General features: G+C 68.1%; 11 protein-coding genes. 4 read left to right on the top strand and 7 right to left on the bottom strand.

Going from position 1 to position 12250, the window contains the following annotated elements; translation table 11 throughout:
• Nucleotides 1-59: 59 nt before the first annotated feature.
• A complete protein-coding gene (locus ACM6LR_RS33410) occupies nucleotides 60-1697 on the bottom strand; it encodes a long-chain fatty acid--CoA ligase (protein WP_414945225.1) in 1638 nt (545 codons plus the stop codon).
• 450 nt (nucleotides 1698-2147) lie between these two features.
• Between ACM6LR_RS33410 and mihF the strand changes: the two genes are divergently transcribed.
• Both mihF and ACM6LR_RS33400 read left to right on the top strand, forming a co-directional pair.
• Nucleotides 2148-2459 carry an integration host factor, actinobacterial type gene (gene mihF / locus ACM6LR_RS33405; protein ID WP_005155963.1) on the top strand — a complete coding sequence of 104 codons (312 nt, stop codon included), beginning with the start codon at nucleotides 2148-2150 and terminating at the stop codon, nucleotides 2457-2459.
• A gap of 107 nt (nucleotides 2460-2566) precedes the next feature.
• The gene (locus ACM6LR_RS33400; protein WP_414942287.1) at nucleotides 2567-3706 is read left to right on the top strand and encodes an isochorismate synthase; all 1140 of its coding nucleotides are present in this window, start codon (nucleotides 2567-2569) and stop codon (nucleotides 3704-3706) included.
• A 76-nt stretch (nucleotides 3707-3782) separates the two neighbouring features.
• Here the strand turns inward: ACM6LR_RS33400 and ACM6LR_RS33395 are convergent, their stop codons facing one another.
• A complete protein-coding gene (locus tag ACM6LR_RS33395; RefSeq protein ID WP_414942286.1) occupies nucleotides 3783-4472 on the bottom strand; it encodes a 4'-phosphopantetheinyl transferase family protein in 690 nt (229 codons plus the stop codon).
• Nucleotides 4469-5809, bottom strand: a complete 1341-nt coding sequence (locus tag ACM6LR_RS33390) for a cation:dicarboxylate symporter family transporter (protein ID WP_414945224.1) — start codon at nucleotides 5807-5809, stop codon at nucleotides 4469-4471. Before ACM6LR_RS33390 ends, ACM6LR_RS33395 begins: the two co-directional genes overlap by 4 nt.
• A gap of 126 nt (nucleotides 5810-5935) precedes the next feature.
• Between ACM6LR_RS33390 and ACM6LR_RS33385 the strand changes: the two genes are divergently transcribed.
• The gene (locus ACM6LR_RS33385; protein ID WP_414945223.1) at nucleotides 5936-7105 is read left to right on the top strand and encodes an acyl-CoA dehydrogenase family protein; all 1170 of its coding nucleotides are present in this window, start codon (nucleotides 5936-5938) and stop codon (nucleotides 7103-7105) included.
• A gap of 162 nt (nucleotides 7106-7267) precedes the next feature.
• On the opposite strand, the gene ACM6LR_RS33380 is transcribed toward ACM6LR_RS33385, so the two are convergent.
• Genes ACM6LR_RS33380 through ACM6LR_RS33365 form a run of 4 tightly spaced genes read right to left on the bottom strand, consistent with a single transcriptional unit; the run spans nucleotide 7268 to nucleotide 10572 of the window.
• Complete coding sequence (locus ACM6LR_RS33380; RefSeq protein WP_414942283.1) at nucleotides 7268-7597, bottom strand: hypothetical protein; 330 nt, start codon at nucleotides 7595-7597, stop codon at nucleotides 7268-7270.
• Nucleotides 7598-7655: 58 nt separating this feature from the next.
• Nucleotides 7656-8291, bottom strand: coding sequence for a TetR/AcrR family transcriptional regulator (locus tag ACM6LR_RS33375; protein WP_414942282.1), 636 nt, complete (start codon nucleotides 8289-8291; stop codon nucleotides 7656-7658).
• Nucleotides 8288-9832 carry an ATP-dependent acyl-CoA ligase gene (locus tag ACM6LR_RS33370; RefSeq protein WP_414945222.1) on the bottom strand — a complete coding sequence of 515 codons (1545 nt, stop codon included), beginning with the start codon at nucleotides 9830-9832 and terminating at the stop codon, nucleotides 8288-8290. The genes ACM6LR_RS33375 and ACM6LR_RS33370 overlap by 4 nt, the downstream gene beginning before the upstream one ends.
• Nucleotides 9829-10572 carry an enoyl-CoA hydratase/isomerase family protein gene (locus ACM6LR_RS33365; RefSeq protein WP_414942280.1) on the bottom strand — a complete coding sequence of 248 codons (744 nt, stop codon included), beginning with the start codon at nucleotides 10570-10572 and terminating at the stop codon, nucleotides 9829-9831. Before ACM6LR_RS33365 ends, ACM6LR_RS33370 begins: the two co-directional genes overlap by 4 nt.
• 47 nt (nucleotides 10573-10619) lie before the next feature.
• On the opposite strand from ACM6LR_RS33365, the gene ACM6LR_RS33360 reads away from it, so the two are divergent.
• A complete protein-coding gene (locus ACM6LR_RS33360; RefSeq protein WP_414945221.1) occupies nucleotides 10620-12248 on the top strand; it encodes an amidohydrolase in 1629 nt (542 codons plus the stop codon).
• Nucleotides 12249-12250: the final 2 nt, after the last annotated feature.

Below are 12250 nucleotides of genomic sequence, written 5' to 3'. Positions count from 1 at the left end.
GAGACAGCGTCCCTCAAGATCACCTTCACGGAAGGGCAGGCGCGCGGGAGATTAACCCGTTAGAGCTGACTGATGTCGAGCTTTCCCTCGGAGTGGAACGCCCGCAGCCGCTTCTTGTCGAACTTGCCGACACTGGTCTTGGGGACTTCGTCCACAAAGGTCCAATTCTCCGGAAGCTGCCACTTCGCGACCTTGCCGGACAGGAACTCGCGCAGTTCTTCGGCCGTCACGGTCTGGCCTTCCTTGACCACGACGGCGACCAGCGGGCGCTCGTCCCACTTCTCGTCCGGGATGCCGACCACGGCCGCCTCGGCCACCGCGGGGTGGGCCATCACCTGGTTTTCCAGGTCCACCGAGGAGATCCACTCGCCACCGGATTTGATGACGTCCTTCGCGCGGTCGGTGAGCGTGAGGTAGCCGTCCTGGCTGATCTTGCCGACGTCGCCGGTGCGCAGCCAGCCGTCGTGGAACTTCTCCGGGTCGGCCCCGTCACCGGTCGTGCCGCTGTAGTACGACCCCGCGATCCACGGGCCCTGCACCTCGAGTTCGCCGACGCTTTCGTTGTCCCAAGGCAGTTCCTCGCCGTTGTCGCCGATCAGCCTCGCGCTGACGGACGCCGGGAACCGGCCCTGGGTGTAGCGGTACTCCCACGCCTTCTCGCCGGTGGCGGCGGCGGGCGGACGTGCGACGCTGCCCAGCGGCGACGTCTCGGTCATCCCCCAGGCGTGCAGGATCGGCACGTCGTAGCGGTCCTCGAACGCGTGCATCAGCGACGGCGGCGCGGCCGAGCCGCCGACGATGACCTCGCGCAGGTGGGAGATGTCCTGCGGGTTCGCGTCGAGGTGCGAGAGCAGGCCCTGCCAGATCGTCGGGACGGCGCCGGCGAAGGTCGGCTTCTCGGTGTCGAGCATCTGGGCGATGGGGGCGGGCTGGAGGAACCGGTCCGGCATCAGCAGCGACGCGCCGACCATCAGCGCCGCGTACGGCATGCCCCAGGCCATCGCGTGGAACATCGGGACGATCGCGAGGGCCTTGTCGTGCTGGGCCAGCCGCATGCTGTCGGTCATGGTGACCTGCATCGAGTGCAGCCAGATCGACCGGTGGGAGTACGCGACGCCCTTCGGGTCACCCGTGGTGCCCGAGGTGTAACACATCGCGGCGGCCGAGCGCTCGTCCACCTCGGGCCAGTCGAAGGTGTCCGGCTGGGCGGCCAGCAGCTCGTCGTAGGAGTGCACCTGGACGCCGTCTGGCGCGGTGAGGGTGGAGGCGTCGCCGTTGGCCACGATGACGTGACGCACGGTCTTCAGCTCCGGGAGCTGCTTCGCGAGCAACGGGACCAGCGTGCCGTCGACGATGACGACCTGGTCCTCGGCGTGGTTGGCGACGAAGACCAGCTGCTCCGGGAAAAGCCGGATGTTCAGCGTGTGCAGCACCGCGCCCATGGCGGGGATGGCCAGGTAGGCGGCCGTGTGCTCGGCGTTGTTCCACATGAAGGTGCCGACGCGCTGGTCGCCGGTGATACCCAGGCTCCGGAGGGCGTTGGCGAGCCGCGCGGCGTGCTTGCCGAGCTCACCGTAGGTCTCACGACGGGCTTCTGAACCGGTCCAGGTGATGACTTCGCTCGCGGAGTGCACTCCTGCGCCGTGGCGGAGCAGTCTGGCGATGGACAGCTGTCCGTCCTGCATCGTGCTCAACATCGTGTACTCCCGGTAGTGCTCGGTCGCCGGTGAACTGGGGTTGGGTCGACTCTAATCCGGCTGGGGTGAACTGGTCAGTAACGTCGCGGGCAACCGTTCGGTCACAGTGTCGCGCTATCGGGTGTCCGCCGGTTCGGGTCAAGATCGTCAATAATTCGTATTTTTCCTACCATGAAACGAAAAATGGCTAACAGTGCGAAGTCGAGGTATCGCTCATAAGGGTGATGAACGCCATCGAAACACCGCCCGAAAGGCGTGTTTCCGCAGGCTGGGGCGGTTGCCCATGACGTGGTCGAGGGGTAATAAGTGCGTGTCGGTTTCACGGTCGCGGAACGGGTGGCGTTTACTGGGGCCGTGGTACAGAGACGGCTGGCCAGCGCTTGCTCTCGCAAGCATGGGTAAAGGCCGTCGGCCGCGAAAGCGGAGACCTGAGATGAAAGGACTACTACGTTGGCTCTGCCCACGTTGACTCCGGAGCAGCGCGCCGATGCCCTCGCCAAGGCGGCTGAGGCTCGCAAGGCGCGCTCCGAGCTGCTTGCGTCGATCAAGTCCGGCAAGGAGAGCATCGACAAGGTGCTCAAGCAGGCCAAGGAGAACAAGACCATCGGCAAGACGAAGGTCACGCAGCTGCTGAAGGCCGTCCCCGGTCTGGGCGCGGTCAAGGTCGCCGCCCTGCTGGAGCAGGCCGGCATCGACCCGGACCGGCGCGCCGCCGGCCTGGGTGAGCGGCAGCGCGAGGCCCTCCTCGAGGCGCTGAAGTAACGCTTCCGCCCAGGTCACGGGCTGACCAGGGGAAGGTGTCGCCCGAGAGGCTGTCGCCAGGGCGACACCTTCCCCTGGTCTCAGCCGGAGCCTGGGACGCTGGTGGGGTGACGACCAGTACCGCACCAGCGACCCCGGCAGACCTGGCCGCCCGCTACGAGCGGGGAGACTTCCTCCTGGCCACGGCTCGGCACGCGCTCCTCGCGAGCGGGGCCGCGGCCACCGCGACCGACACCGATCCGGCGCGGTTGTCCCGGGCACTCCCGGGGCTGTTCACCGACTCGGGTGCTCCGATCGCGGTCGGAGTGCTGCCCTTCGACACCACCTCGACGCCGAGCCACCTGGTTCTGCCTCGTACGGTGCACCGCGCGTCGGCCGATCACGCGGCCGTTCCGCCGCGCACCGCGCTTCCGGGGCCGGTGAAGGTCACTCCCGTGCCCGAACCGGAGGCGCATCTCGCCGCCGTCCGCGCGGCCGTCGCCGCACTGAGCGACCGTGACCTGCGCAAAGTGGTTCTGGCCCGTGCGCTCGATCTCGGCTTCGCTGAGGCCGTCCCGGTCGCCGACGTCGTCCGGAACCTCGCGAACGGGAACCCCCGGCACACCACCTACGCCGCGCAGTTGCCCGGCGGGCGCACGCTGGTCGGCGCCACTCCCGAACTCCTGCTGTCCCGCACCGGTGGTTCGGTCGTGTCCAGGCCGCATGCCGGGTCGATGCCCCGGTCGGCGGACCCGGCGATCGACAAGGCGAACGGTCAGGCGCTGCTGGCGTCCGAAAAGGACCACCTCGAACACGCCGTGGTGGTGGAGTCCGTCGTCGAGATCCTCCGGCCGTTCTGCCGTGCCCTCGACGTTCGCGGCCCCGAACTGGTCACGACTCCGGCGATCTGGCACCTCTCGACGACCGTCACCGGCGAGCTGATCGACCAGGACGTCACCGCGCTGGACCTCGCCGCCGCGCTGCACCCGACGCCCGCCGTCTGCGGTACGCCGACCGACGCCGCGCGCTCGCTGGTCCAGGAACTCGAGCCGTTCGACCGCGCGTACTATGCGGGTGCCGTCGGCTGGGTCGACGCGGCCGGAGACGGTGAATGGGCCGTCGGGATCCGGTGCGCGGAGATCGCCGACACCTCCATGCGGCTGTACGCCGGCGGCGGCATCGTGCCCGCTTCCGACCCCCGGACCGAGCTGGACGAGACGTCGGCGAAGTTCCGCACCCTGCTGGCCGCCATGGGCCTGGAGATCTAACCCCCACGCGATTAGTCCTCTAGTTGCGGTACTTGCACGCGCAACTACCGCAACTAGAGGACTAATCGCGTGGGGGTCAGAGGGTCGCGAAGTCTTCGGTGACCGAGATTTCGTCCGCCGTCAGCAGTGCGACGGCGGCCCGGTAGCCCTCGGTCGCCTTCAGGTCGGCGAGCCGCGTCCGTGCGGGGTCGAGGGCCGCGTTGCCCGACCGGACCAGCCGCGCCTCCTCGTCGTACCCGGAGAACGTGATGCTCTGCAACGGGATCTTGAGGCCCTTCCCGGTGGCCTTCATGACTGCTTCCTTGCGCGTCCAGTACGTGAAGAACGCCGTCGCGCGCTGCTCGTCGAGCAGGCCGGCGATCGCGGCCTGCTCCGGCGGGCTCAGCGCGTACTCGATGAGCGAATCATCGGCTCGCCTGCCGGCGGTCTCGACGTCGAGCCCGACCGGGGTCCCGCTGGTGGCCGCGACGCCGATGAGGTCGCCGGAATGCGAGATCGACAGCATCAGCGCCGCGCCGGGCACCCTGGGACGGCCGTGCGGTTTGCCGCAGTCGTCGCAGGTCGCGTCGAAGCTCACGTCCTCGACGGCCAGGCCGAGCCGTTCGGCGGCGACGGTCTTCGCCAGCACTCGGCCGGTCAGGAACCGGCGTTTGTCGATGTCCTGGCGGTAGTTGGCGTACCGGCCCTGCTCGAGCTCGTCGAGCAAAGCCAGGAACCGGGGTTCAGCGGGCAGGGGCGGGGACCAGCGGACCGCACATTCGATCACATCTCCTTCTTACCCGATTCCGCCCCGGCTTCACTCGGATGTTCGTCGAGAAGCGTCGCTTCGTCGAACGGTGATCGGCCGTTCAGGGTCCGGTCCAGCTGCTCGCGGTCGATCTCCTTGGTCCAGGTGCCGATCAGCACGGTCGCGACGGCGTTGCCCGCGAAGTTCGTCAGCGCGCGGGCCTCGGACATGAACCGGTCGATGCCGACGATGAACCCGACGCCGTCCACCAGTTCCGGCCGGTGCGACTGGAGACCGCCCGCCAGCGTCGCGAGCCCGGCACCGGTGACGCCCGCCGCACCCTTTGACGCGATGATCATGAACACCAGCAGCGAGATCTGCTCGCCGATGGCCAGCGGTTTGTCGAGCGCGTCCGCGATGAAGATGGACGCCATCGTCAGGTAGATCGCGGTGCCGTCGAGGTTGAACGAGTATCCGGTCGGCACGGTGATGCCGACGACCGGTTTCGACACCCCGGCGTGTTCCATCTTCGCGATCAGCCGCGGCAGCGCCGATTCCGACGACGATGTCGACAAGATCAGCAGGAACTCGCGGCCGAGGTATTTCAGCAGCTTGAAGATGTTGACCCTGGCCAGCAGGCCGAGGATCAGCCCGAGCACCACGAAAACGAACAGCGCGCAGGTGATGTAGAAGCCGAGCATGATCACCGCGAGGCTCTGCAGTGCCTTCCAGCCGGTCTCGCCGACGACGGCGGCGATGGCGCCGAACGCGCCGACCGGGGCCGCCCACATGATCATCGCGAGGATCCGGAACACGAGCCGCTGGATGTGCTCGATACCGCGCCGGATCGGCTCGCCCTTCGTGCCCAGTTTCTGCAGCGCGAACCCGGTGAGCAGCGCGACCAGCAGCGTCTGGAGCACCTCGCCCTCGGTGAACGCCGAGACCAGCGTTTCCGGGATGATCCCGAGCAGGAACTCGACGGTGCCCTCGCTCTTGGCGATCTGGCCCTGGCCCTTTTCGGCGATCTCCGGGGTCAGATGCAGGCCGGAGCCGGGCTGCAGGATGTTGCCGACGACCAGGCCGATGACCAGCGCGACCGTCGACATCACCAGGAAGTAGCCGAGCGCGAGCCCGCCGACGCGGCCGACCTTCGCGGCCTTCGCCACCGAGCCGACGCCCAGCGCGATCGTGCAGAAGATGATCGGCGAGATCATCATCTTGATCAGATTCACGAACCCGGTCCCGAGCGGCTTCAGTTCCTTGCCGACCTGGGGGAACAGGATGCCGACCGCGATGCCGAGCACCACCGCGGCGATGACGGCGATGTAGAGGTAATGGGTGCGGTCCCGCTTCGCCGCGGGTTGTTCCGTGCTCATGGGTGCCCTTCGACGAGAAGAGAACAGGTCGCGAAAACTTATGACAACTTCTCGGCGAACGACAACCGAAGCGGTACGCTGAACTAAGCGAGCGCTTAGTCAATGCCGAACAGGAGCGGGCCGACCATGGATTTCTCTTTGAGCGTCGAGGAACGCGAGGTGCGCGACTGGGTCCGCACGTTCGTCCAGCGCGACCTGATGCCGCGTGAGCAGGAGGTGCTGCGCCGCGAACGCGCCGGTCAGCCGGGCCTCACCGGCGAGGAACTGCGCGAACTCCAGCTGAAGGCCAAGGAGTCCGGCTTCTGGGGCGTGCAGACGCCCGAGGAGTACGGCGGCATGGGCCTGTCCGCGGTGATGACCGCGTTGCTGGAGGCCGAACTCGGCCGCACGTTCGTGCCGTTCCGCTTCGGCGGCGCCGCGGACAACATCCTCTACTACGCCAACGACGAGCAGAAGGAGCGCTATCTGCTCCCGACGATCTCGGGCGAACGCAAGTCGTGTTTCGCGATCACCGAACCCGGCGCTGGCTCGGACGCCAAGGCCATCCGGACGTCCGCCCGCAAGGACGGCACCGACTGGGTCATCAACGGCGAGAAGACCTTCATCACCGGTGGCAACGAGGCCGACTTCGTGCTGGTCTTCGCGATCACCGACCCCAAGAAGGGGGCGAACGGCGGCGTCACCTGCTTCCTCGTCGATCGCGACGCGGGCTGGAAGTCCGAATACATCGACACCATGGGTGAATGGGGCCCGGCGGCGCTGGTCTTCGAGGACGTCCGCGTGCCGGAGACGCAGATCCTCGGTGAACTCGGCCACGGTTTCGACCTGGCCATGCAGTGGATCGGCGCCGGCCGCTACCTGCTGCCCGCCCGCGCGATCGGCTCCTGCGAACGGCTGATCTCGATGGCCATCGAGCACGCCAACACACGGGAGACGTTCGGGCAGAAGATCGCCGAGCGCCAGGCGATCCAGTGGATGATCGCGGACTCCGGCACCGAACTGGAGGCGTTGCGCTGGCTGGTGCTGCACGCCGCCTGGCAGGTCGACCAGAAGCTGGACTCGCGGCACGCGCAGTCGATGGCGAAGCTGTACGGCGGGGTGAAAGCGAACGAGATCGTCGACCGCGTCCTGCAGATCCACGGCGGAATGGGCTACACGCGGGAACTGCCGGTCGAGCGGTGGTACCGCGAACTGCGGCTGCTGCGGATCTACGAGGGCACCGACGAGATCCAGCGCCGGACCATCGCGCGCAACCTGCTGAAGGGGCACGTCAAGGTGGGCGGCACCCTGGGCTGAAGCGCCCTGCCAGAACGATCACTCCCCAACCGGGTGGCGACGCAGTGAAGGCCTCCTTCCTTATTCTCAAAGTAGGGAAGGAGGCCTTCACGGACCTCTCGGCCGACTCTCCCACGCCAGGTGACAGGGCGTGAGGAAAGTCCCGTTCAGTACATCGGCAGGCTAGTCGTCGTCCTTCTGGGTCCGCATCGCGATCGGGACCCCGGCCAGGTCCTCCTCGTTGCAGAGAAGTTTCACGTCATAATACGGCGAACCCTTGCGGTCGTCGTAGTCGAGATGGACGGCCAGCACATCGACCGGTTCCCCGAGCCACTCCTGAGCCTGGCGTAGCCATGTCGCGCACCGTTCGAGGGCCGTGGGCAGGTCGTCGTCGCGGAATCCCACCGGGCGGTAGGGGACGTCCTGCACCTGATCACGGGGGTTCGAAGGCATCGGCAACGCCGGCGAGAGACCCGAGTCGTCCAGTTCGAGTTGGATCGTTTGCTCAGTCACCCTTCGAGCGTCCCCCAGACAAGCCGTCTGAGCAAGGCGTACCGGGTATGAGTCGCCGCTAAACGGGCACTCGCCACACTCCCGAGACCACTTCACGGCAGTTTTGCAGGTGGGTGGGCTCCAGCGGTCTGGCACAGCCTAACGCCCGCAGCGCCAGTTCCGCGTAATGCGAGGCCAGCTGGTCCAGGGTGAGCGGCCCGCGCGGTGAATACCAGCGCGCGACCCCGCTGCACATCTCCACCAGTGCGAGCCGGGTGACCGAAGGCTGGTCGGTGTGGAAGACACCTGCCGCGACGCCGTCTTCGATGGCGTCGGCCCACAGTCTTTCGTAGGCATCGCGCAGCGCCACCACTTCGGCCCTGGCGGCGGGGGTGAGCGCGTGGACCTCGTTGTCGACCACGCGGGTGTCATCCGGCTGGATGGCGTGCGCCAGTACGTGCAGTGCCACCAGGGATCCGAGTCGCGACACGGGATCGGGCAACCCGGCGGTCGCCTGTTCAGCCGCGTCGAGCAGCCGCCGCAGCGACTCGTTCATGATGGCCACCAGCAGATCCTCTTTGGTGCCCATGTAGTGGTACAGGCTGGCGGAGGACAGCTCCGCCTCTTGGGCGAGATCCCGGATGCCGGTACCGTGGAAACCTTTGGTGGCGAACAGTTTCACCGCGGCCTGGCGGACTCTTTCGCGGGTGTTCACAGCCAGGTCCCGGTGGTCCTGTCCCACGATCCGGCACGCAGGTCTTCGGCCTTCTTCAGCTCGCCCTTGGCGACCCGTTCCGACGGCGTCATCGGCAGGTCCACCGTGAACGTCCAGAACCGGGGAACCTTGAAGTAGGCCAGTTTCGCCGAGCAGAACTCGGCCAGTTCGGCCGGTTCGCACTGATGTCCCTCGTTTTCGTCGAGGACGAGGTACGCCTTGACCTCCTCGCCGCGGATCTCGTCCGGCACCGCGATGACGGCGGCGAGTTTGACCGCCGGATGCAGCTGTAAGGCCCGCTCGACCTCGTCGGCTGAGATGTTCTCGCCGCTGCGGCGGATCATGTCCTTGGTGCGGCCCACGTAGTACACGCGGCCCTCGTCGTCCATTGTGGCCAGATCGCCGGTGTGGAACCAGCCGCCGTCGAACGCGCGCCTTGTCGCTTCGACGTCGTCGTGATAGCCGTGCATCAGCCCGACCCCGCGGATCAGCAGCTCACCGGTTTTCCCGCGCGGCAGTGGTTTCCCGGCCGCGTCCGCGATCATCACCTCGCGGGTGGGCGCGGGCCTGCCGAGACAGCCGGTGCCGATCGTCTCCTCGTGATCCGCCGGGTACATCCGGATGTCGCCGCCGGTTTCGGTCATGCCGAAGGCCTCGTACCACGGCGTGTCCCAGCGCGCTTCGAGCGTGGCGTGCAGGTCGCGCGGGATGGCCGAAGCGCAGATCGCGCGGACCTGGTGAGCCTTGTCCAGTTCGCTCTCCGGCTGGCGAAGCAGGAGCGTCGGCATCAGGCCGAGGCAGTAGAACCAGGTGACGCCGTGTTCGCGGACCTTCTCCCAGAACGTGGACGGGTGGAAGCGGTCGAGCACCACCAGCGTCGCGCCGCCCGCGAGCCCCAGCGCCACGTTCCACTGTGGATCGATGTAGTGGAACGGTTGCGCGGTCAGGACGACGTCGTCCGCGCCGACCATGGGGAAGTCCGTGGCCAGGCTGATCGCCAGTGTCGTCCAATACCGGTTCGGCAGTACGCAACCCTTGGGTGCGCCCGTGGTCCCCGACGTGTACTGGATGTTGACCGGGCGTTCGCCTTCGCTCGTGAAGGCCGGCTCGCCGCCGGGATCGGTGAGTTCACCGGGGGTAAGCACGCGTTCGAGCGTGGTCTCGGCCGCGATCTTGTTCACCAGCTCCAGGAATTCCTCGGCCGCGACGGCGAACCGGGCGCCGGAATGCCGGAGGACGTGGGCGCCGTCGAATTCGCGGTACCCGGTGTTGACCGGGACGAGTACCCCGCCGATCTTGGCCAAGGCCAGCCACAGCAACGGGAATTCGGGCTGGTTGCGCAGCATCACCGCGACCCTGTCACCCGGCTTCACGCCGAGGTCCAGCAGTGCGCGGGCGAACTCCGTGCTGCGCGCGTCGACGTCGGCGAAGGTGAAGCGTTCGCCGGTGGAGTCGAAGATCCACGCCGTCTTGTCCGGCCAGAGCACGGCGGCCCGGCCGGTCAGCCCGAGGAGGGTGTCGATCCCGGCGAGCGAGGTCATGTCCGGCTCCGGAACGCCTCGGCCGACGCGAGGACGGCCGCGGAGTGCTCGGTGATCAGCGCGTGGCTGACTTCGAGTTCGAGCGCGGCGTCGAGCGAACTGTCGAGGCCGGAATCGAGGGCGCGTTTGGCCATCGTGGCCGCGGCGGCCGGATGGGCGGCGATCCTGGCCGCCCAGTCGAGCGCGGTGTCCATCAGGTCGTCGGCGGGCAGGACGGCGTTGACCAGGCCGAGTTCGTGCGCCTTGGCGCCACTCACCCGCTCGCCGAGCAGCAGCAGTTCCTTGGCCTTCAGCGGGCCGACCAGCAGTGGCAGCAGCCGCGAAGCCGCACCCGTGACGCTCAGGCCGAGCGAGACCTCGGGGAAGGCGAACACCGCGTCGTCGGCGGCGAGGATCAGGTCGCAGCCCATCGCGAACTCGGCCCCCGCGCCGATCGCGTATCCGTGGACCGCGGCGATGACGGGCTGACGGAGGCCGCGAAGGCGGCGGGTGACGTCTTGTAGCCGGTCGAGTCGCGGGCGTGAATCACCTTCCGGGGTGGGCTCTTTGAGGTCGTGCCCGGCGCAGAACGCGCGTCCCCGGCCTGCCAGCACGACCGCCCGCGCGTCCGAGTGCGCGGCCGCGTCGAGTGCTTCCAACAGGTCGTCGACCAGTTCGGTGACCACCGCGTTGAGCCGTGCCGGGCGGTTCAGCCAGATCACGCAGATGCCGTCGTCGAGTGCGTAGTCCACGGTGCTCATGACGCGGAGCCTAGACGACCGATCGATCGATCGATAGGGTCGAATCCATGCGGGTCGACACGGTCTACGAGAACGCCCGGTTCCTCACCGGAGTTGCGGAATCCGATGCTTTGGCAGTGCTGAACGGGCGAATCGTCGCTATCGGCGCGGATGCTTCCGCGCTTTCCGCAAAGCGCCGGGTCGATCTCGGTGGTTCGGTGGTGGTGCCCGGTTTCCACGACGCGCACAACCACATGGCCTGGTTCGGCATGGCTCTCGACGACGTCGCGCTGTCGGCTTGCCGCAGCGTGGACGAGGTGTACGACGCCGTCGCACGGCGCGCGGCCGACACGCCGCCGGGCGGCTGGATCATCGGCAGCGGCTACGACCAGAACAAGCTCGTGGGCGGCCATCCGACGAGGCAGGGGCTCGATCGCGCCGCTCCCGGACACCTCGTGCGGCTCAAGCACACGTCCGGGCATATGACCGTGGTCAATTCCGCGGTGCTGGAACGGCTGGACCTCGCCAACGTCCCGGTGGGTGGTGACGTCGTCCGCGACGAGGACGGTTCGCCGACCGGGCTGCTGCGGGAACAGGCCCAGCTGATGCTGCGGCCGCTGACCTACCCGACACCGGTGGAGACCGTCGTGCGCGGGCTGGACCGGGCGAGCGCGCGATACCTCTCCGAGGGGATCACGAGCGTCCAGGAAGCCGGGATCGGCGGGGGTCTCGTGGGGGAGACCCCCGCCGAACTCGCCGCGTACCAGCTGGCGCGTGATCGAGGGGTGCTGCGGGTGCGGAGCACGGTGATGGTCGCGGCGAGTGTGCTGCACGAGCTGGACGCGGGGGCGCGCTCCGAGGCACGCTTTCCCGCCGAGGAGCCATCAGCGCTGTACGGACTCGACCTTGGCCTGCGCACCGGCTTCGGCGACGAATGGCTGCGGATCGGCGCGATGAAGCTGTTCGCCGACGGCTCGCTGATCGGCCGGACCTGCGCGATGCACGAGCCGTTCGCCGGGGAACCGGACAACGTCGGCTACTTCCAGGTGCCCGAGGACGAGATCGCGCGGACGATCGCCGCCGCGCACCGGGCGGGCTGGCAGATCGCGACGCACGCCATCGGCGACCGCGCGATCACCGTCGTCCTCGACGCCTACGAAGCCGCGCTGAAGGCGAATCCTCGGCCCGATCACCGGCACCGCATCGAGCACTGCGCGGTGCTGAGGCCCGAGGAGCTGGAGCGGCTGGCGTCGCTGGGGCTGATCGCCTCACCGCAGGGCCGGTTCGTCAACGAGATCGGCGACGGGATGCGCGCCGCGCTCGGCCCGGAACGCGAGCCATGGTGCTACCGGCTCAAGAGCCTGCTCGACGCGGGTTGCGTCCTCCCCGCCAGCTCGGACCGCCCGGTCGTCGAAGGCGCCCCACTGCTCGCGCTGGCCGACATGGTGCGGCGGAAGACCGCGTCGGGCGTCGTCCTCGGCCCCGAGGAACGGCTTACCCCGGCCGAGGCGTTGCACGCCTACACCTACGGCTCCGCCTATGCCGCCTTCGCCGAGAAGGACCTGGGCACGCTGCTGCCCGGCAAGCTCGCGGACTTCGCCGTCCTCTCGGCCGACCCCACCGACGAGTCCACTTTGGATTCGGTCCACGTCGTCGCCACCGCCGTCGGCGGCGACCTCGTCTACGAACGGAGCTGACA

The organism is Amycolatopsis sp. cmx-11-32, assembly GCF_047608695.1.
In the GTDB taxonomy this organism is placed as follows: Bacteria; Actinomycetota; Actinomycetes; order Mycobacteriales; family Pseudonocardiaceae; genus Amycolatopsis.
Note: the sequence above shows the minus strand (reverse complement) of the source record. Positions and strands in the feature narration are given on the sequence as shown.

Coding starts and splice junctions, on each gene's coding strand:
- ACM6LR_RS33390 (WP_414945224.1), bottom strand. CDS start 5,809: ATGAGCACGGAACAACCCGCGGCGAAGCGGGACCGCACCCATTACCTC.
- ACM6LR_RS33385 (WP_414945223.1), top strand. CDS start 5,936: ATGGATTTCTCTTTGAGCGTCGAGGAACGCGAGGTGCGCGACTGGGTC.
- ACM6LR_RS33410 (WP_414945225.1), bottom strand. CDS start 1,697: ATGTTGAGCACGATGCAGGACGGACAGCTGTCCATCGCCAGACTGCTC.
- ACM6LR_RS33360 (WP_414945221.1), top strand. CDS start 10,620: ATGCGGGTCGACACGGTCTACGAGAACGCCCGGTTCCTCACCGGAGTT.
- ACM6LR_RS33365 (WP_414942280.1), bottom strand. CDS start 10,572: ATGAGCACCGTGGACTACGCACTCGACGACGGCATCTGCGTGATCTGG.
- ACM6LR_RS33370 (WP_414945222.1), bottom strand. CDS start 9,832: ATGACCTCGCTCGCCGGGATCGACACCCTCCTCGGGCTGACCGGCCGG.